General features: G+C 51.4%; 28 protein-coding genes and 1 pseudogene. 27 read left to right on the forward strand and 2 right to left on the reverse strand.

Features of this window, described 5'->3' with window-relative positions; translation table 11 throughout:
* From T260_RS135840 to salA, 26 genes and pseudogenes are all read left to right on the forward strand, one after another.
* Complete coding sequence (locus T260_RS135840; protein WP_003247599.1) at positions 1-186, forward strand: type Z 30S ribosomal protein S14; 186 nt, start codon at positions 1-3, stop codon at positions 184-186.
* 33 nt (positions 187-219) lie between these two features.
* Positions 220-618 (forward strand): 30S ribosomal protein S8, encoded by a 399-nt coding sequence (rpsH, locus tag T260_RS135835; RefSeq protein WP_012820490.1) that lies wholly within the window; start codon positions 220-222, stop codon positions 616-618.
* A gap of 32 nt (positions 619-650) precedes the next feature.
* Positions 651-1,187: a 50S ribosomal protein L6 gene (gene rplF / locus T260_RS135830; protein ID WP_011229634.1), complete on the forward strand. Its 537-nt coding sequence runs from the start codon at positions 651-653 to the stop codon at positions 1,185-1,187.
* Positions 1,188-1,220: 33 nt separating this feature from the next.
* The gene (gene rplR / locus T260_RS135825; RefSeq protein WP_011229635.1) at positions 1,221-1,583 is read left to right on the forward strand and encodes a 50S ribosomal protein L18; all 363 of its coding nucleotides are present in this window, start codon (positions 1,221-1,223) and stop codon (positions 1,581-1,583) included.
* Between the two features lie 19 nt (positions 1,584-1,602).
* Positions 1,603-2,103, forward strand: coding sequence for a 30S ribosomal protein S5 (gene rpsE / locus T260_RS135820; protein ID WP_011229636.1), 501 nt, complete (start codon positions 1,603-1,605; stop codon positions 2,101-2,103).
* Positions 2,104-2,116: 13 nt separating this feature from the next.
* The gene (gene rpmD / locus T260_RS135815) at positions 2,117-2,305 is read left to right on the forward strand and encodes a 50S ribosomal protein L30 (RefSeq protein WP_014194602.1); all 189 of its coding nucleotides are present in this window, start codon (positions 2,117-2,119) and stop codon (positions 2,303-2,305) included.
* 24 nt (positions 2,306-2,329) lie between these two features.
* The gene (gene rplO / locus T260_RS135810) at positions 2,330-2,770 is read left to right on the forward strand and encodes a 50S ribosomal protein L15 (RefSeq protein ID WP_011229638.1); all 441 of its coding nucleotides are present in this window, start codon (positions 2,330-2,332) and stop codon (positions 2,768-2,770) included.
* Positions 2,770-4,062 carry a preprotein translocase subunit SecY gene (gene secY, locus T260_RS135805; RefSeq protein ID WP_023633390.1) on the forward strand — a complete coding sequence of 431 codons (1,293 nt, stop codon included), beginning with the start codon at positions 2,770-2,772 and terminating at the stop codon, positions 4,060-4,062. Before rplO ends, secY begins: the two co-directional genes overlap by 1 nt.
* A gap of 43 nt (positions 4,063-4,105) precedes the next feature.
* Positions 4,106-4,774 (forward strand): adenylate kinase, encoded by a 669-nt coding sequence (locus T260_RS135800; protein ID WP_023633391.1) that lies wholly within the window; start codon positions 4,106-4,108, stop codon positions 4,772-4,774.
* A pseudogene (locus T260_RS1000000139775) lies at positions 4,714-4,905 on the forward strand (adenylate kinase); the annotation flags it as partial. The gene T260_RS135800 and the pseudogene T260_RS1000000139775, both read left to right, overlap by 61 nt.
* Positions 4,902-5,669, forward strand: coding sequence for a type I methionyl aminopeptidase (gene map / locus T260_RS135795; protein ID WP_011229641.1), 768 nt, complete (start codon positions 4,902-4,904; stop codon positions 5,667-5,669). The pseudogene T260_RS1000000139775 and the gene map, both read left to right, overlap by 4 nt.
* A gap of 95 nt (positions 5,670-5,764) precedes the next feature.
* Positions 5,765-5,983 (forward strand): translation initiation factor IF-1, encoded by a 219-nt coding sequence (gene infA / locus T260_RS135790; RefSeq protein WP_011229642.1) that lies wholly within the window; start codon positions 5,765-5,767, stop codon positions 5,981-5,983.
* Between the two features lie 36 nt (positions 5,984-6,019).
* A complete protein-coding gene (rpmJ, locus tag T260_RS135785; protein ID WP_011229643.1) occupies positions 6,020-6,133 on the forward strand; it encodes a 50S ribosomal protein L36 in 114 nt (37 codons plus the stop codon).
* A gap of 20 nt (positions 6,134-6,153) precedes the next feature.
* Positions 6,154-6,519: a 30S ribosomal protein S13 gene (gene rpsM, locus T260_RS135780; RefSeq protein ID WP_008881920.1), complete on the forward strand. Its 366-nt coding sequence runs from the start codon at positions 6,154-6,156 to the stop codon at positions 6,517-6,519.
* Positions 6,520-6,544: 25 nt separating this feature from the next.
* Positions 6,545-6,934, forward strand: coding sequence for a 30S ribosomal protein S11 (gene rpsK / locus T260_RS135775; protein WP_011229644.1), 390 nt, complete (start codon positions 6,545-6,547; stop codon positions 6,932-6,934).
* Positions 6,935-7,084: 150 nt separating this feature from the next.
* The gene (locus T260_RS135770; RefSeq protein ID WP_011229645.1) at positions 7,085-8,029 is read left to right on the forward strand and encodes a DNA-directed RNA polymerase subunit alpha; all 945 of its coding nucleotides are present in this window, start codon (positions 7,085-7,087) and stop codon (positions 8,027-8,029) included.
* A 100-nt stretch (positions 8,030-8,129) separates the two neighbouring features.
* Entirely contained in the window at positions 8,130-8,492 is a 363-nt protein-coding gene (gene rplQ, locus T260_RS135765) for a 50S ribosomal protein L17 (protein WP_011229646.1), read from the forward strand.
* A 117-nt stretch (positions 8,493-8,609) separates the two neighbouring features.
* Positions 8,610-9,449 carry an energy-coupling factor ABC transporter ATP-binding protein gene (locus T260_RS135760; protein WP_011229647.1) on the forward strand — a complete coding sequence of 280 codons (840 nt, stop codon included), beginning with the start codon at positions 8,610-8,612 and terminating at the stop codon, positions 9,447-9,449.
* Positions 9,425-10,297 carry an energy-coupling factor ABC transporter ATP-binding protein gene (locus T260_RS135755; RefSeq protein ID WP_011229648.1) on the forward strand — a complete coding sequence of 291 codons (873 nt, stop codon included), beginning with the start codon at positions 9,425-9,427 and terminating at the stop codon, positions 10,295-10,297. The genes T260_RS135760 and T260_RS135755 overlap by 25 nt, the downstream gene beginning before the upstream one ends.
* Positions 10,290-11,087: an energy-coupling factor transporter transmembrane component T family protein gene (locus T260_RS135750; RefSeq protein WP_011229649.1), complete on the forward strand. Its 798-nt coding sequence runs from the start codon at positions 10,290-10,292 to the stop codon at positions 11,085-11,087. Before T260_RS135755 ends, T260_RS135750 begins: the two co-directional genes overlap by 8 nt.
* Positions 11,088-11,099: 12 nt before the next feature.
* Complete coding sequence (truA, locus tag T260_RS135745; RefSeq protein ID WP_011229650.1) at positions 11,100-11,876, forward strand: tRNA pseudouridine(38-40) synthase TruA; 777 nt, start codon at positions 11,100-11,102, stop codon at positions 11,874-11,876.
* Between the two features lie 179 nt (positions 11,877-12,055).
* Positions 12,056-12,493 (forward strand): 50S ribosomal protein L13, encoded by a 438-nt coding sequence (rplM, locus tag T260_RS135740; protein ID WP_011229651.1) that lies wholly within the window; start codon positions 12,056-12,058, stop codon positions 12,491-12,493.
* 20 nt (positions 12,494-12,513) lie between these two features.
* Complete coding sequence (rpsI, locus tag T260_RS135735) at positions 12,514-12,906, forward strand: 30S ribosomal protein S9 (protein WP_011229652.1); 393 nt, start codon at positions 12,514-12,516, stop codon at positions 12,904-12,906.
* Between the two features lie 119 nt (positions 12,907-13,025).
* On the forward strand, positions 13,026-13,466 hold the full coding sequence (locus tag T260_RS135730) for a YbaK family protein (protein ID WP_011229653.1): 441 nt from the start codon (positions 13,026-13,028) through the stop codon (positions 13,464-13,466).
* Between the two features lie 66 nt (positions 13,467-13,532).
* Positions 13,533-14,249 carry an N-acetylmuramoyl-L-alanine amidase CwlD gene (gene cwlD / locus T260_RS135725; protein WP_011229654.1) on the forward strand — a complete coding sequence of 239 codons (717 nt, stop codon included), beginning with the start codon at positions 13,533-13,535 and terminating at the stop codon, positions 14,247-14,249.
* 194 nt (positions 14,250-14,443) lie between these two features.
* Positions 14,444-15,460 (forward strand): iron-sulfur carrier protein/transcriptional regulator SalA, encoded by a 1,017-nt coding sequence (salA, locus tag T260_RS135720; RefSeq protein WP_011229655.1) that lies wholly within the window; start codon positions 14,444-14,446, stop codon positions 15,458-15,460.
* 85 nt (positions 15,461-15,545) lie between these two features.
* Here salA and gerD read toward each other — a convergent pair whose 3' ends face one another.
* Positions 15,546-16,172, reverse strand: coding sequence for a spore germination lipoprotein GerD (gerD, locus tag T260_RS135715; protein ID WP_014194611.1), 627 nt, complete (start codon positions 16,170-16,172; stop codon positions 15,546-15,548).
* 149 nt (positions 16,173-16,321) lie between these two features.
* On the opposite strand from gerD, the gene T260_RS135710 reads away from it, so the two are divergent.
* Complete coding sequence (locus T260_RS135710) at positions 16,322-16,921, forward strand: KinB-signaling pathway activation protein (protein ID WP_011229659.1); 600 nt, start codon at positions 16,322-16,324, stop codon at positions 16,919-16,921.
* A gap of 135 nt (positions 16,922-17,056) precedes the next feature.
* On the opposite strand, the gene pdaB is transcribed toward T260_RS135710, so the two are convergent.
* The gene (gene pdaB / locus T260_RS135705; protein ID WP_011229660.1) at positions 17,057-17,812 is read right to left on the reverse strand and encodes a polysaccharide deacetylase family sporulation protein PdaB; all 756 of its coding nucleotides are present in this window, start codon (positions 17,810-17,812) and stop codon (positions 17,057-17,059) included.
* Positions 17,813-18,307 lie beyond the last annotated feature (495 nt).

Consider the following 18,307-nt stretch of genomic DNA (forward strand, 5'->3'; position numbering starts at 1 on the left):
GTGGCTAAAAAATCGATGATCGCGAAACAAAAACGGACGCCGAAGTTTAAAGTGAGAGCGTACACCCGTTGCGAGCGCTGCGGCCGCCCGCACTCGGTCTATCGAAAATTCAAATTGTGCCGTATTTGTTTCCGTGAGCTCGCATACAAAGGTCAACTTCCAGGCATCAAAAAAGCCAGCTGGTAATCAACCCATTGATTGGGAAGGAGGTAAAACATAATGGTGATGACAGATCCAATTGCTGATATGCTGACTCGCATCCGCAATGCGAATATGGTGCGTCACGAAAAGCTCGAAGTCCCGGCTTCGAAAATCAAGCGGGAAATCGCGGAAATTTTAAAGCGCGAAGGGTTTATTCGTGATTATGAATATATCGAAGACAACAAACAAGGCATTCTCCGCATCTTCTTGAAATACGGTCCGAACAACGAACGTGTCATTACCGGGCTGAAACGCATCAGCAAACCGGGGTTGCGCGTTTACGTCAAAGCCCATGAAGTGCCGCGCGTCCTGAACGGCTTAGGGATCGCGATTCTTTCGACATCGCAGGGCATCTTAACAGACAAAGAAGCACGGCAAAAAGGCACGGGCGGCGAAGTAATCGCCTACGTTTGGTAATCTATCTGCTCAAGAATGGAGGTGTTTTTGACATGTCACGTGTCGGCAAAAAACCAATTGAAATTCCTGCCGGTGTCACCGTTACGGTCAACGGCAACACGGTTACGGTCAAAGGGCCGAAAGGGGAGCTGACCCGCACGTTCCATCCAGATATGACGATCACGGTTGAGGGCAATGTCATCACGGTTACGCGTCCAAGCGATGAAAAACATCATCGCGCGCTCCATGGCACGACGCGCAGCTTGCTTGCCAACATGGTCGAAGGCGTTTCGAAAGGTTATGAAAAAGCGCTCGAACTCGTTGGTGTCGGGTACCGGGCGTCGAAACAAGGGAAAAAGCTTGTATTGAGCGTCGGTTATTCTCATCCGGTAGAAATTGAGCCGGAAGAAGGGCTTGAAATTGAAGTGCCATCCCAAACGAAAATCATCGTCAAAGGGGCAGACAAACAGCGCGTCGGCGAACTGGCCGCCAACATTCGCGCGGTTCGTCCGCCAGAGCCGTATAAAGGCAAAGGCATCCGCTACGAAGGTGAGCTTGTGCGCCTGAAAGAAGGCAAAACTGGTAAATAACGCGGCATAGCGAAGCGAAAGGAGTGACATTCGATGATCACGAAAGTGGACCGAAACGCGGTTCGGAAGAAAAGACACGCGCGCATCCGCAAAAAAATCTTCGGCACGGCTGAACGTCCGCGGTTGAGCGTGTTCCGTTCAAATAAACATATTTACGCGCAAATTATCGATGATACAAAATCGTCAACGATCGTCAGCGCCTCGACGTTGGACAAAGAGTTTGGCTTAGATTCGACGAACAACATTGAGGCAGCGAAAAAAGTCGGCGAACTTGTCGCCAAACGTGCATTGGAAAAAGGCATTAAAAAAGTCGTGTTCGACCGTGGCGGGTATTTATATCACGGACGGGTAAAAGCATTGGCAGACGCCGCCCGCGAAGCCGGCTTGGAATTCTAATTACAAAGGAGGGACAACGATGCGTCGTATCGATCCAAACAAACTTGAATTGGAAGAGCGTGTAGTCGCGGTCAACCGTGTAGCAAAAGTCGTAAAAGGCGGACGTCGCCTGCGCTTTTCAGCTCTCGTCGTCGTCGGCGATAAAAACGGCCATGTCGGATTTGGCACCGGAAAAGCACAAGAGGTTCCAGAAGCGATCCGCAAAGCGATTGAAGATGCGAAGAAAAACTTAATTGAAGTGCCGATCGTCGGCACAACGATTCCGCATGAAGTCATCGGCCATTTCGGTGCCGGGGAAATCATTTTGAAACCCGCTTCCGAAGGTACCGGGGTCATCGCTGGGGGTCCGGCGCGTGCTGTATTAGAGCTGGCGGGCATCAGCGACATCTTGTCGAAATCGATCGGTTCAAACACGCCAATCAACATGGTGCGCGCAACGTTTGATGGACTAAAACAATTAAAACGCGCCGAAGACGTAGCGAGATTGCGCGGCAAAACAGTCGAGGAACTGTTAGGATAAGGAGGGAACGATCATGGCAAAAAAACTGGCGATTACCCTCACGCGCAGCGTGATTGGCCGTCCGGAAGACCAACGCGTTACCGTCAGAACGCTCGGCCTGCGAAAAATGCACCAAACGGTCGTCCACAATGACAATCCTGCAATCCGCGGGATGATCAACAAAGTGGCCCACCTTGTCAAAGTCAAAGAAATTGAAGAATAATGAATCATAAGGAGGTGCTTTGCCATGAAACTTCATGAATTGCAACCAGCGCCGGGATCTCGAAAGAAAGCTGTGCGCGTCGGCCGCGGGATCGGTTCGGGCAACGGCAAAACGTCCGGCCGCGGTCAAAAAGGTCAAAATGCCCGCTCGGGTGGAGGAGTTCGTCTTGGGTTTGAAGGCGGTCAAACTCCGCTGTTCCGCCGTTTGCCGAAACGAGGATTTACGAACATCAATCGGAAAGAGTATGCTGTTGTGAATCTGGAAAAACTGAATCGTTTTGAAGACGGAACGGAAGTGACGCCGGAATTGCTTCTTGAGACGGGCGTCATCAGCAAGTTGAAATCGGGCGTGAAAATTTTGGGCAAAGGCCAAATCGAGAAAAAGCTGACGGTCAAAGCGCATAAGTTCTCGGCATCGGCGAAAGAGGCCATTGAGGCGGCTGGCGGTAAAACTGAGGTGATTTAATGTTTCGGACAATCTCCAACTTTATGCGCGTCAGTGATATTCGAAACAAAATTATTTTCACTCTTCTTATGTTGATCGTGTTCCGCATTGGAACGTTCATCCCTGTTCCAGGCGTGAACGCGGATGTGTTAAAACTGCAAGATGAATTGAATGCATTCGGCGTCCTGAACATTTTCGGCGGCGGGGCGCTGCAAAACTTTTCAATTTTTGCCATGGGGGTTATGCCCTACATCACCGCGTCGATTATCGTCCAGCTGCTGCAAATGGACGTCGTTCCAAAATTTACGGAGTGGTCGAAGCAAGGCGAGGTTGGCCGGCGTAAATTAGCTCAGTTTACCCGCTATTTCACGGTCGTGCTCGGGTTTATCCAAGCGCTTGGCATGTCGTACGGCTTCAACAATTTAGCCGGCGGGATGCTCATTCGAAATCCGGGCATCGGCACGTATTTGCTGATCGCCGTTGTCTTGACCGCCGGCACCGCATTTTTAATGTGGCTCGGCGAACAGATCACCGCGAAAGGCGTGGGCAATGGCATTTCGATCATTATTTTCGCCGGGATTGTCTCAGGCATTCCGACGGTCTTGAACCAAATTTACGCCCAACAGTTTGAAAATGTCGGGGAAGATGTGTTTTTGCGCATCGTCCGGCTCCTGCTTGTGGCGTTGGCGGTCGTTGCCGTCATCGTTGGTGTCATTTACATCCAGCAGGCGTTCCGGAAAATTCCGATTCAATACGCGAAGCGGCTTGAGGGCCGAAGCCCGGTGGGCGGCCACTCGACTCATTTGCCGCTCAAAGTGAACCCAGCGGGAGTCATTCCGGTCATTTTCGCTGTATCGTTTTTGATTGCACCACCGACCATTGCATCGTTTTTTGGCACGAATGATGTAACATTGTGGATTCGCCGAACGTTTGATTATACGCACCCGGTTGGGATGATCATTTACGTCGTGCTCATCATCGCGTTTACGTACTTTTATGCGTTTGTTCAAGTCAATCCGGAGCAGATGGCGGACAACTTGAAAAAACAAGGCGGCTACATCCCAGGTATTCGCCCTGGGAAAAACACACAAGAGTACGTGACGAGAATTTTATACCGGCTGACGCTCGTCGGCTCTGTCTTTTTAGCGGTCATTGCCGTGCTGCCGGTGTTCTTTGTGAACTTTGCCAACTTGCCGTCTTCCGCACGAATCGGCGGTACGAGCTTGCTTATTGTCGTCGGCGTGGCGCTTGAGACGATGAAACAGCTTGAGAGCCAGCTGGTGAAACGCCATTACCGTGGATTCATCAAATAAAGAAGGCAAGAACGGACGTCCCTTGCCGATAGGGGGAGTTAGGATGAATTTAGTGCTGATGGGGCTGCCGGGTGCCGGCAAAGGCACGCAGGCCGGGAAAATTGTCGAGGCTTACGGAATTCCGCATATTTCAACGGGAGATATGTTTCGAGCGGCGATCAAAGAAGGGACGCCGTTAGGGTTGCAGGCAAAGCAGTATATGGACCGCGGCGATCTTGTGCCGGATGAGGTGACGATCGGCATCGTCCGCGAACGGCTGAGCAAAGAGGATTGCCAAAATGGTTTTTTGCTCGATGGATTCCCGCGCACGGTCGCCCAAGCAGAAGCGCTTGAAACGTTGCTTTCGGAAATCGGGCGCAAGCTTGACTATGTCATCCATATCGACGTTCGCCAAGAGGTCTTAATGGAGCGCCTGACCGGCAGACGTATTTGCCGCAACTGCGGAGCAACGTACCATCTCGTTTTTCATCCGCCGGCGAAACCGGGCGTATGCGATAAATGCGGTGGCGATCTGTACCAGCGCCCCGATGATAATGAAGCAACGGTGGCCAATCGGCTTGAGGTGAATATGAAACAAATGAAGCCGCTCCTCGATTTTTACGAGCAAAAAGGCTATTTGCGCCACATTAACGGCGAACAGGAAATGGAAAAGGTGNTCTGTACCAGCGCCCCGATGATAATGAAGCAACGGTGGCCAATCGGCTTGAGGTGAATATGAAACAAATGAAGCCGCTCCTCGATTTTTACGAGCAAAAAGGCTATTTGCGCCACATTAACGGCGAACAGGAAATGGAAAAGGTGTTTGCTGATATTTGTGAAGTGCTCGGGGGACTTGCTCGATGATTCGTTGCAAAACCGCGCAGGAAATTGCTTTGATGCGCGAGGCGGGAAAAATCGTTTCCCTTACATTGAAAGAATTGCAAAAGCACATTCGTCCCGGGATCACAACAAAGGAACTGGACGCCATCGCGGAGGAAGTGATTCGTTCCCATGGCGCCATTCCGTCGTTTAAAGGGTATCAAGGGTTTCCAGGGAGCATTTGCGCCTCGGTGAATGAAGAGCTTGTGCACGGGATTCCCAGCAGCCGCGCATTGCGGGAAGGCGATATTATTACGATCGATGTCGGCGCGCAGTATGAAGGCTATCACGCCGACTCGGCCTGGACGTATCCGGTCGGGGAGATCGACGCCGAGACGAAACGGTTGCTTGACGTGACAGAGCAATCGCTGTACGTCGGGCTCGCCGAGGCAAAACCGGGCGCTCGTTTAACGAACATCTCCCATGCGATTCAAACGTATGTCGAAGCGCATCACTTTTCCGTTGTTCGCGAGTATGTCGGGCATGGAATTGGTCAACACTTACATGAAGACCCACAAATCCCACATTATGGGCCGCCGAACAAAGGCCCGATTTTGCGGCCAGGGATGGCGCTGTGCATCGAACCGATGGTCAATGCCGGCAGCCGTTACGTGAAAACGTTGGCCGACGATTGGACCGTCGTCACGGCCGATGGAAAACGGTGCGCCCATTTCGAACATACGATTGTCATTACAGAAGATGGCTGCGAAATTTTAACACATTGTGGAAATGAGTCTCCCACTTCATAAGTGGGAAGGGGTAAACGTCTTCTCGATCATCATGGATATCACGTTCGGTTTTGCGTAACACAATGTTACTCATTCGAAGGAGGGAGAGCCGCTCGATGGCGAAAGATGATGTAATTGAAGTGGAAGGCACCGTCATCGAAACATTGCCAAATGCGATGTTTCGTGTAGAATTAGAAAATGGGCACACGGTGTTGGCTCATGTATCCGGCAAGATCCGCATGCATTTCATTCGCATTTTGCCTGGCGACCGGGTGACGGTGGAGCTGTCGCCGTATGATTTGACGCGTGGACGGATCACGTATCGATATAAATAAAGGAATGCACTCCGTTCAATTAGGGAGGTAAACAACATGAAAGTAAGACCATCTGTCAAACCGATTTGCGAAAAGTGCAAAGTTATTCGCAGACGCGGCAAAGTTATGATCATTTGTGAAAATCCGAAGCATAAACAACGCCAAGGGTAATTTTCAAGGAGGTGTATCATATGGCACGCATTGCAGGTGTCGATATTCCGCGTGATAAACGGGTAGTCATTTCGTTAACATACATTTATGGGATCGGCAAACCGACAGCACAAAAAATCTTAAAAGAAGCCGGCGTATCGGAAGACACACGCGTTCGCGACTTAACGGAAGAAGAGCTTGGCCGCATTCGTGAAATCGTCGGCCGCTTAAAAGTGGAAGGCGATTTGCGGCGTGAAGTATCGTTAAATATTAAACGGTTGATGGAGATCGGCTGCTATCGTGGTCTTCGCCATCGCCGCGGATTGCCGGTTCGCGGCCAAAACACGAAAAACAATGCCCGCACGCGCAAAGGTCCGCGCCGCACGGTAGCGAACAAGAAAAAATAATCACGCAAAGGAGGTCATTTGACGAATGGCACGCAGAACAAACACTCGTAAACGCCGGGTAAGAAAAAATATTGATACAGGCATCGCCCATATCCGTTCAACGTTCAACAACACGATCGTGACGATTACGGATGTTCATGGCAACGCCATTGCTTGGGCGAGCGCTGGTTCGCTGGGGTTCAAAGGTTCGCGCAAATCAACGCCGTTTGCGGCGCAAATGGCGGCTGAAGCAGCAGCGAAAGCGTCGATGGAGCATGGCATGAAAACGGTCGAAGTGAACGTCAAAGGTCCGGGGGCTGGCCGCGAGGCAGCGATCCGTGCATTGCAAGCAGCCGGGTTGGAAATTACGGCGATCAAAGACGTCACTCCAATCCCGCACAATGGATGCCGTCCGCCAAAACGTCGCCGTGTGTAACGCCCCTGTATAGAATTTGCACCATTGTCAATAATGGGATATGATAAAGACCATGGCAGGCAAGCGTAAAGAGAGATTCATGGGGGAATGTTGTTAGGCGTGTACCGTTTGATCGGGGTCTCGACGTTTTGAAGGAGGGTATAATAATCGATGATTGAAATTGAAAAGCCGAAAATTGAAACGGTCGAACTGAGCGAAGATGCCAAATATGGCAAATTCGTCGTCGAACCGCTTGAGCGTGGATATGGTACAACCTTAGGGAACTCCTTGCGTCGTATCCTATTGTCTTCACTCCCTGGTGCAGCTGTAACATCGGTGCAAATCGACGGCGTCTTGCATGAGTTTTCAACGATTGACGGCGTCGTTGAAGATGTGACAGCCATCATTTTGAATATCAAAAAACTAGCGTTGAAAATTTATTCAGACGAAGAGAAAACGTTGGAGATTGATGTGCAGGGTGAAGGAGTTGTCACGGCTGCCGATATCACTCACGACAGCGATGTAGAAATTTTAAACCCGGACCTTCATATCGCGACGCTGGCGGAAGGCGGCCGCCTGCGCATGCGCATGACTGCCAAGCGGGGGCGCGGATATGTTCCTGCTGAGGCGAATAAGCGCGAAGACCAGCCCATCGGCGTCATTCCGATCGATTCCATTTATACGCCGGTCTCCCGAGTTTCCTATCAAGTCGAGAATACAAGGGTCGGCCAAGTGACGGACTATGACAAGCTGACCATTGATGTGTGGACGGATGGAAGCATTGGGCCGAAAGAGGCCATTTCCCTTGGAGCGAAAATTTTAACGGAGCACTTGAACATTTTTGTCGGCTTGACGGATGAGGCGCAAAATGCGGAGATCATGGTCGAGAAAGAGGACGATCAAAAAGAAAAAGTGCTCGAAATGACGATCGAGGAACTCGATCTTTCGGTTCGTTCCTACAATTGCTTGAAGCGGGCCGGCATCAACACTGTTCAAGAACTGACGCAAAAAACGGAAGAAGATATGATGAAAGTGCGCAACCTCGGCCGCAAGTCGCTTGAGGAAGTAAAAGCGAAACTGGCTGAGCTTGGCCTCAGCCTGCGCAAAGACGACTAAGTGCCGGCCTCCGCCGGCAAGCCGGAAACACACTTTCACCATATTGCTTTGATGATGGCCACCATGAGGAACACATCACTTTAAAAGGGAGGGACATTTGATGTCGTACAGAAAATTAGGACGCACGACTTCGCAACGAAAAGCACTGCTTCGCGACTTGGCAACAGACTTAATCATCAACGAACGCATTGAAACGACGGAAGCGCGGGCGAAAGAACTGCGCTCGGTCATGGAAAAAATGATTACGCTCGGCAAACGCGGCGATTTGCATGCCCGCCGCCAAGCAGCGGCATTCATCCGCAAGGAGGTCGCCAACAGCGAAACCGGCCAGGATGCGTTGCAAAAGCTGTTCAGCGACATTGCGCCGCGCTACCAAGATCGCCAAGGCGGCTATACGCGCATTATGAAACTTGGTCCTCGCCGCGGTGACGGGGCGCCGATGGTCATTATTGAACTCGTGTAACGGTTTCATTTCAACAAGGGCGAGACAGTTTCGTTTGAACTGGATCTATGCCCTTTTTTTGTTTACCATCATTTAGCAGGCTGCGTTTGCAACGCGGCGAAGCAAGGGGAAACGATCATGGCCGAACCAATCTTGTCGATCGAGGGAGTGTCCTTTCGCTATCCAAATCAATCCGACTATGCGGTGCAAAACGTCAGCTTCACGGCCGAGCGCGGGGAGTGGTTAGCGATCGTCGGCCATAACGGATCCGGCAAATCGACCATCGCTCGGATGCTGATCGGCTTGCTTCGGCCGGAGCGGGGCGCCATTCGCTTGTTTGGACGCCTTTTGAACGACGCAACCGTTTGGGAGGTGCGCCGCCGCGTCGGCCTTGTGTTCCAGAACCCGGACAACCAGTTTGTCGGTGCGACCGTGGAAGACGACATCGCTTTTGCCCTTGAAAACAACGGCATTCCGCGCTTGGAAATGGTCGAGCGCATTCGCGAGGCCATTCGCCAAGTCCATATGGAGCCGTTTCTCCATTATGAGCCGCACCGGTTGTCTGGGGGGCAAAAACAGCGCGTCGCCATCGCTGGCATTTTGGCGCTCCGCCCCGATATGATCATTTTGGACGAAGCGACATCGATGCTTGACCCGCGTGGAAGGGAAGAAGTGCTTGAGACGGTGCGCCGCCTGAACCGCCAGCAGCGCATTACCGTCTTGTCAATTACCCATGATTTGGAAGAGGCAGCGAAGGCGGACCGTCTCATTGTGATGAACAAAGGCGAAGTGATGGCAGAAGGGACGCCGGAGCAAATCTTTCGGCTCGGAAGCAAGCTCGAGCGCATCGGTCTTGATTTGCCGTTTGCCGTGAAAATGGGCAGTCGCTTGCGGGAACAAGGCATTCCGCTTCGGGCTGGATATTTCACGACAGAGGAGTTGGTCGAGGAGCTATGGACATTGTATTCGAAAAAGTAGAGCATGTGTACAACGCCCGTTCACCGCTTGCCCGTCGGGCGCTCTATGATGTCAATGTCGCAATCCGAAGCGGGGCGTACGTTGCCGTGGTTGGGCATACGGGCTCAGGAAAATCGACCCTCCTTCAGCATTTAAACGGGTTGCTGCAGCCGACAAGCGGCGCGGTGAAGATCGGCGAAGAGACGATCACGAGCCATAAGCGGCCAAAGCAGCTGAAACCGCTGCGCAAAAAGGTCGGGGTCGTCTTCCAGTTCCCGGAGCACCAGTTGTTTGAAGAAACGGTGGAGAAAGATATTTGTTTTGGCCCGCTCAATTTTGGCGTGCCGGAAGACGAGGCGAAGCGGAAGGCGCGGGAGCTCATTAAGCTCGTCGGATTGAGTGAAGACGTATTGGCGAAATCGCCGTTTGATTTGAGCGGAGGGCAAATGCGGCGCGTCGCCATCGCCGGCGTGCTCGCGCTTGAACCAGAAGTGCTCGTGCTCGATGAACCGACCGCGGGCCTTGATCCGCGCGGGCGAAAAGAGATGATGGAGATGTTTTATCGCCTCCATCGTGAGAAGCAGTTGACAACCGTTCTCGTCACCCACAGCATGGAAGATGCAGCTCGGTACGCTGATGAAATCATCGTCATGCATGAAGGAACGGTATGGGGCCACGGAACGCCGGAAGAGATGTTTCGCGACGCTGACAAACTGGCTGCCATCGGTTTGAGTGTGCCGGAAACGGTCAAATTGAAACAGCAGCTCGAAAAGCGGTTCGGCGTTGTCATTCCGTCGCCATGCTTGACGTTGGAACAGACAGCGGAAGCCATCCAGCAATTGTTCTCCAAGGTGAGCGTCCATGACTAATCATTTGATTATCGGGCAATATGTGCCTGGTCATTCCGTCATTCATCGCTTAGACCCGCGCGCCAAACTATTGATCGTGTTTGCTTACGTCCTGATCGTCTTTTTGGCGAACAATGCGGCGACGTATGCACTGCTGTCGCTGTTTGCGTTTGCCTTTGCAGCTCTGTCTCGCATCCCGTTTTCGTTCATTGCCCGCGGCTTGAAACCGATTTTATGGGTCGTTTTGTTTACATTGCTGTTGCATCTATTCATGACGAAAGAAGGAGACGTCATCTACCAAATCGGTGCGCTCTCTGTATATGAAGGCGGCATCAAGCAAGGGGTCTTTATTTCCCTAAGGTTTTTGCTCCTTGTATTGATGACGACGATGTTGACGTTGACGACGACGCCGATTGAAGTGACCGACGGCGTCGAAAGTTTGCTCGGGCCGCTCAAAAAGATGCGCGTTCCTGTCCATGAGCTCGCCTTGATGATGGCCATTTCGCTTCGATTCATTCCAACATTGATGGAAGAGACGGAAAAAATTATGAAAGCACAGGCGGCTCGTGGTGTTGATTTTTCTGGCGGCCGTTTTTCCGAACGGATGAAAGCCATTGTCTCACTGCTTGTGCCCCTGTTTATCAGCTCGTTCAAACGAGCCGATGAGCTGGCGACAGCCATGGAGGCGCGCGGCTACCGCGGCGGGGAAGGGCGGACGAAATTCCGCCAGCTCGCTTGGAAGCCGGTGGACATCGCGTTTTTAGCGGCTGTGGCGCTGCTGGCCGTATTGCTTTGTTTATTACGCTCATAGCGGAGGAAGGCCATGACACAACGGATCAAATGCATCATCGCCTATGATGGCACCCACTTTTCCGGCTACCAAATCCAGCCGGGAAAGCGGACGGTGCAAGGCGAGTTTGAGGAAGTGCTTCGGCGGATGCATAAAGGGACAAAAGTGCGTGTGGCGGCTTCCGGAAGGACGGATGCCGGCGTTCATGCCTATGGGCAAGTGATCCACTTTGATACGCCGCTTTCCCTTTCCTCGGAGCAGTGGAAAAAGGCGTTGAACGCCCAGCTGCCGGATGATATCGTCGTTCGCTTTGTACAGGAGGCCGATGCAGACTTCCACGCCCGTTTTTCGGCGAAAGCGAAAGAATACCGCTATAAAGTATGGACGGCTGCCGAGCGCGACGTGTTTCGCCGCCATTATTGCGCATGGCATCCATATTCGCTTCATATCAGCGCGATGAACGAGGCGCTTCGTTTGCTTCATGGAACGCACGATTTTACAAGCTTTTGTTCCGCAAAAACGTCGATCGAAGACCGGGTGCGCACCATGTATCGGGCTGAAGTGAAGGCCGACGGCCCGATGCTCGAGTTTCGGTTTGTCGGCAGCGGCTTTTTGTACAACATGGTGCGCATTATCGTTGGCACGGTGTTGGAGATCGGCCAAGGGAAGCGTTCTCCCGCCGACATTTCGACACTGCTTGCGGCGAAAGATCGGCGCCTCGCTGGTCCAACCGCGCCGGCCGAAGGGCTGTATTTATGGCGCGTATACTATGAGGATGAATGTTTGGTTCACTCATTGGTGGATGGCTGATGGTTTTCTCCGGCTTTTTAAGACAACGAGTCCTTGTGTAACATCTTCTTGACATTGGCGCGCCGGCAAGCTATTATATCATATGGCATGTATTTTCCACGATTAGCCCCGGACCATAATCGTGTTGAAATAAACGACCATTTTGTTTGTTCATTTTTTTATTTTAGGAGGGAACTGCATTGCGTACGACTTATATGGCGAAACCGAATGAAGTAGAGCGTAAATGGTACGTTGTCGACGCAGCTGGCAAAACGTTAGGCCGCTTAGCCAGCGAAGTAGCAGCGCTGTTGCGCGGCAAACATAAACCGACGTTCACTCCGCACGTTGATTGCGGAGATCACGTCATCGTCATCAATGCGGACAAAGTCGAACTGACTGGGAAAAAGTTGACGAAAAAACTGTACTATCGCCACAGCTTATATCCGGGTGGCTTAAAAGTAAGAACAGCGCTGGAAATGCGTACGAACTACCCGGAACAAATGATCGAACGTGCGGTGCGCGGCATGCTTCCAAAAGGCAGCCTTGGCCGGCAAATGTTCAAAAAGTTGCACGTTTACCGTGGAAGCGAACATCCGCATCAAGCACAAAAACCAGAAGTGTATGAACTTCGCGGATAATCATAAGGGAGGGTATGATTTTGGCACAAGTACAATATTACGGCACAGGTCGTCGCAAAAGCTCGGTCGCCCGTGTCCGCCTTGTCCCGGGCGATGGCCGCATCATTGTCAATAAGCGTGACATTCGCGAGTACATCCCGACGGAAGCGCTCATCGAAATGGTAAAACAGCCGCTCGTATTGACGGAAACGCTTGGCAGCTACGACGTTTTGGTGAATGTCCAAGGCGGCGGATTTGCCGGCCAAGCCGGTGCGATTCGCCATGGCATCGCCCGTGCGTTGCTTGAAGTCGATCCGGAATTCCGCACGGTGCTGAAACGGGCCGGTTTGCTGACGCGCGATGCTCGCGTTAAAGAACGCAAAAAATACGGGCTCAAAGGCGCCCGCCGCGCTCCGCAATTCTCGAAACGTTAATCGCGTGATGTTCCAACCCAGCCGATTTGGCTGGGTTTTTTGCTTATTTCTGCCTTTCGCCCGCGCGTATGATTGTGAGCGATCGTTAGACACTACATCGTAAAGGAGCGTGAAAGACGATGACAGTCATCACTTCATTGGCGGAAAAAAGGCAGGAAAAGCAGCTTCGCTATGAACGGAACATGTTGCGCGAACTGTCGCTTGAGAAATTACGGACCAAAGCGCTTGAGCACTTTGTTCCGTTTTATACGGCGTATCGGATGTTCCCATCCGTTGTTGAGGAAGGCTGTATTGATCTGGCCATTGAAGCGTATTTGCTCGGCGCTCGCTACAGCCGATTCGGCTATTATGGGGAGCCGGCGGCCAGCGTACGTTGTCGATGTGCTCAAGAAGAAAAATATTTGATCGATACGCTGTTTGATTTTCTTTGCTTTTGGGGCAATATCGACAACGATTTCCTCAGCCAGTCGCTGTATGACGCGTGTGAACAATATATCGGCAACTGGTGGACGGAAGGATTTGAGCGGGGCAAAAAACGGCGTCGTCTAAAACTTCGCTGAATGAGTTCTATTCCCGCGCCTTGTCCCATATAAGATAGAGAAGGGAAACGTGCGGGAGGAGAAACAATGAGAGAAAAATGGAAGTGGCTGGTCGCTTTTGCTGCCGTCGCCCTTATGAGCACTTTGCTATTTCCGTCTTTATTTTCCGATTTGACATCAACAAAACCATGGAATCTCCCATTATCGGGGAGAATCATCGTATTGGACCCCGGCCATGGTGGGCCGGACGGCGGCGCCGTCGGTGGCGAGGCGGTGGAAAAGGACATCGCGCTCAACGTGGCGAAAAAGCTGCGCGATTATCTGCAGCAGCAAGGGGCGCTCGTCCTGATGACGCGCGAGACGGATCGGGACTTGGCCAGCCCGTCCACACGCGGCTACAGCCGACGGAAAACGGAGGATTTGCTCGAACGAACGGCTTTCGTCAATCGATCGAATGCCGATCTTTTCATCAGCATCCATCTCAACGCCATCCCGTCGCCGCGTTGGCGAGGAGCGCAGACGTTTTATTACGGGTCGTTCATCGAAAACGAGCGGCTGGCGAGATTTATCCAAGCGGAATTGCGGCGCAATTTGGAGAACACCCATCGACTGGCAAAAATGATTGATACCGTCTATTTGCTCAAGCATGCAAAAATCCCCGGCGCGCTTGTCGAGGTTGGGTTTTTGTCGAATCCCGATGAGCGAGAGCTGCTTGTGTCTGATGGCTACCAAACGAAGCTGGCCGCCTCGATTTATAAAGGAGTGCTCCGCTATTTTTCCAATGAACATACGCCTCGCGAGTAGCGGGGATTTTTTAAGGTCGGAACAGAGGAGACAGACAGCCGACCGGCCTTGTTTCGCCAAAAGGAATTAGAAATTCCCCCCTTTTCAACCGCGGGGACGTGCGGGAGCAAGTCAAACATGGCGGCCGTCTGCCGATTTATGGTATGATAACACGTAGAAATGACCATTGATTTGCAAAAGGGTTGGTGAATACGATGTTGACGGAAACTGAAGTGCGCGCCATTCTTGAAAAGATGAAAGATCCCTTTTTAAACAAAACGTTTAAAGAGACGAATGCCATCCAAGAAATCAAAATTAAGGAAGAGAAAAACCATGTCAGCGTGAAAATCGCGCTCGCCAAAACCGGAACGCCCGAGCAGCTTCGCGTGCAAACGGCGATCGTCGAGCAGCTGAAAGACGCGGGCGCTGCGACGGTCGGGCTGCGGTTCGCCGAACTGCCGCGCGACGTGGTGGAGAAATATAGCGAAAACAAGCAAAAAACGACGTATATCGCCATTGCCAGCGGCAAAGGTGGAGTCGGCAAGTCGACCGTTTCCGTCAATTTGGCGGTCGCGCTCGCCCGGCTCGGCAAAAAAGTCGGGTTGATTGACGCGGACATTTATGGGTTCAGCGTTCCGGACATGATGGGAATCACCGAGCGCCCGACGGTGAGGGGCGACAAAATCATCCCGGTCGAACGGTTTGGCGTAAAAGTCATTTCGATGGCCTTTTTCGTCGAGGACAACGCCCCGGTCATTTGGCGCGGCCCGATGCTTGGGAAAATGTTGAACAACTTTTTCAAAGAGGTCGAATGGGGAGACTTGGATTACTTGCTGCTTGACTTGCCGCCTGGTACGGGCGACGTCGCCTTGGACGTCCATACGCTCTTGCCGTCGTGCAAAGAAATTATCGTCACGACTCCGCATCCGACCGCTGCGTTTGTCGCTGCCCGCGCTGGGGCAATGGCGTTGCGCACCGAACATGAAATTATCGGCGTGATCGAAAATATGTCGTACTACGAGAGCCGGAAAACAGGGGAGCGGGAGTATGTCTTCGGCAAGGGTGGCGGAGAAAAGCTGGCCAAAGAGCTGCAAACCGAGCTGTTAGGGCAGCTGCCGCTTCAGCAGCCGGATTGGAACGACGACGACTTCGCTCCGTCCGTTTACGCAGAAGATCATCCGATCGGGAAAATTTATATGGATATCGCCCGCAAAATCGTTGCAAAATATTAATCGGTTTCACAAAAAGCGTCCGATGGCGAGAAACCGCCGATTAGAGCGTTGGCGGTTTTCAGCGCACGGACGCTTTTTTGCTTGATTAACCTCCTCCGCCTTGTTGGTTGCCGGTGCTTTCTTCTCCCTCTCCCCCTTCCCCTCCGCCTTCTTCTTGTTTTTCTCCGCCTTGCTGAACCTTTTCAGCTGCTTTCATCAACATATCTTGAATTTTCGCCTGATACAGCGGGCTGTTCAACGTTTCCGTGATCACCTTTTGCAAATGCTGGCGGAACTCTTTGCTTTTTAAGACATCGACCATGGCTTTTTCCATTTCTGGATCTTTTAAAATATCGATCATCAGCGCCTGGTAATCGGGATCTTTCATGAGCGCCTTCATCATTTTTTCATGTTCTGCTTGCAGCCCTTTGGCAAAACTTTCAGCGAATTTCGGGTCTTTTAACGCACTTTCCCAGAACTTTTTTCCTTGATCGGATGTCAGCATTTGTTGCAGCGTTTCTTTTACAGCTTTTTGATCTATGACTAGTTGCTGCTTCATCTGATCTTCCGACATAATATCTTGAATCGCCTTTTTCCCCTCGTCGGTTTTTAAAATGTCAACAACCATCTTTTTCGTTTCGTCATAATCCGGGGGAGGGGGGCTGATTTCTTGAGGGGCACAGGAACCAAGAACGAGAAAACTGAGCAAGAGGAGCGGTAGGCATTTGTTCATGAAAGTGAGCTCCTTTCTGCAAAAATCCCTCACCCTTAATATGAATGTTGGCGAAAAAAATATACATGGGGGAGATCGGAGCTGGCTTTTTCACAAGGGCGCTGGTAAAATGGTAAGCGGGTTATGCTGAAATGATGGAGGATGAAGCTGTGAACAGCCGCAAATGGGTGCGTTTATTTTTATCGACGCTGCTGATCGGCGGCATCGCCACGGCGGCCGTCGGCATTGTGTTCAACTGGGAAGAATTCGGGCGCTTGCTGTTGCGCCTGGAAATGGTCGAATTTATGGCTGTTTTGTTATGGCATATCGGTGTTGGCTTTATTTTCAGCGTCATCAGTCAGGCGGGGTTTTTTGCTTATTTAACCGTCCACCGGTTCGGGCTTGGCATCTTCCGTTCGCTATGGAACGCTGTGCAGGTTGTTTTGATCATGTTCGTGCTGTTCGATTTAGTGTATTTCCGCTACATGGCGTTTGCGGACAAGGGCGATTCAATCATTCCGTATCTATTGACCGCATTGTTCATTTTGGTGGTTGGTCTCGTTGTTGCCTACGTCAAGAGCGCACAGACGAACAAAGGGGCGTTCGTTCCGGCTTTGTTCTTTATGGTCGTCGTTACGGTCATTGAATGGTTTCCCGTGTTGCGCATCAACGACCGTGATTGGCTGTATTTGATGTTGATTCCTTTATTAGTATGCAATGCATACCAGCTTCTTATACTGCATAAATTGACAGGCAGCGCGAAACAATAAAGAAAGCAAGGCGCCGCCTGTTTTCTTATGGCAGCCGCGAAAAAACGGCTGTTCGCCAAAAGCCAATCATTCCAATTGGCGGCTTGTCTGCCGCCGCAATCCAGCCGCACCGGCGCAGGCCGCTGTCGGAACGTGTCACTCGATCCCGCGGCTTTCGGCTTCGCCATTCGCCAACAGCTCGGAGAGGTTGACGTTTTTGTAGCCGTTTTCTTTCATGGAAGCGATAATTTTCGGCAGCGCTTTGGCTGTCTGTTTTGCCGAATCAGATGCGTGAAGGAGCACGATATCGCCCGGTTCCAGGTCCCTCGTGACGTTCTCAACAATTTGGTCTGTCCCAGGGTTGAGCCAGTCTTTCGAGTCAATGCTCCAATGGACGACAGTGTAGCCGAGGGACTGAGCAACTTTTAACACATTTTTGTTGAAGTTCCCCCCAGGGGGGCGCAGCAGCTCAACCTGTTTAATTCCCAACATGTCAAACACTTTTTTCGCCATGATTAAATCTTGACGGATTTTGGCGTTCTCAAGTTCCGTATAGTTGACAAAGTTATATCCCATACTGCCAATCTCATGCCCCTCCTCTTTGATCCGCTTCACTACGGCTGGATGGCGTTCGGCCCATGAGGCGGATAAAAAAAAGGTCGCGTTTTGAATCCCGTGCTGCTTCAAGACATCCAAAATTTTGTCTGCATTCTCATCTCCCCAGCTGATATCGAACGTCAACGCCACCTCATTGCGGGCGTTGTCCACTTTATATACCGCCTTCGGCCCAGAAGGAAGCGAAAAAACTGGACGGTTCATTTCATAAGCGTACAAGACGACGGCGGTGAAAAAGGCGGAGCAGATAATAATGAGAGCTTTTTTCAGCGTCCGTCCGTTCAACGCGTAAAACATGACATCGGCCCCCTTTTTTGCATTGTAAAATCGTTGTCCTAATAACATCTTATGCGGACAGCCATGGCGGTTATGAAACTTATTTGCCAGTCCTCTTACCGTCGAAGAGATGGAGGAAGCCTAAAGGAACGGTCTGGCGTCGGTTCCTGAAATTCCCCTAAAAAAGATATTGCATTTTTGATTGGTAAGTGGTATATTAAAAATCGTCGCTAATCGGACAGAGTGTTCGATAGCGGTGAGTGACGAAAAGCAACGGAAAAGATCTTGACAAGAAAAAAGAGGCATGTTAGTATAAAAGAGCTGTTTGCAAGAGGAAGATTCAACTATTCTTCAGTTCAAGACTGCAAATCAGCAGAGAAGTTGTTTCAATGCAGCAACTTTGCGCCTGTGTCTTCTAGTGAATTCGGGGGAATTGGGTTCCTCGGCGCAAGACTGCAACGAAGCAAGTTCAAGAAGAGGTCTCGTTCCTTGAAAACTGAACGAAACGAAGCGCGA

Origin of the sequence: Geobacillus thermopakistaniensis (assembly GCF_000498995.1) — a bacterium.
Taxonomy (GTDB): domain Bacteria; phylum Bacillota; class Bacilli; order Bacillales; family Anoxybacillaceae; genus Geobacillus; species Geobacillus thermoleovorans.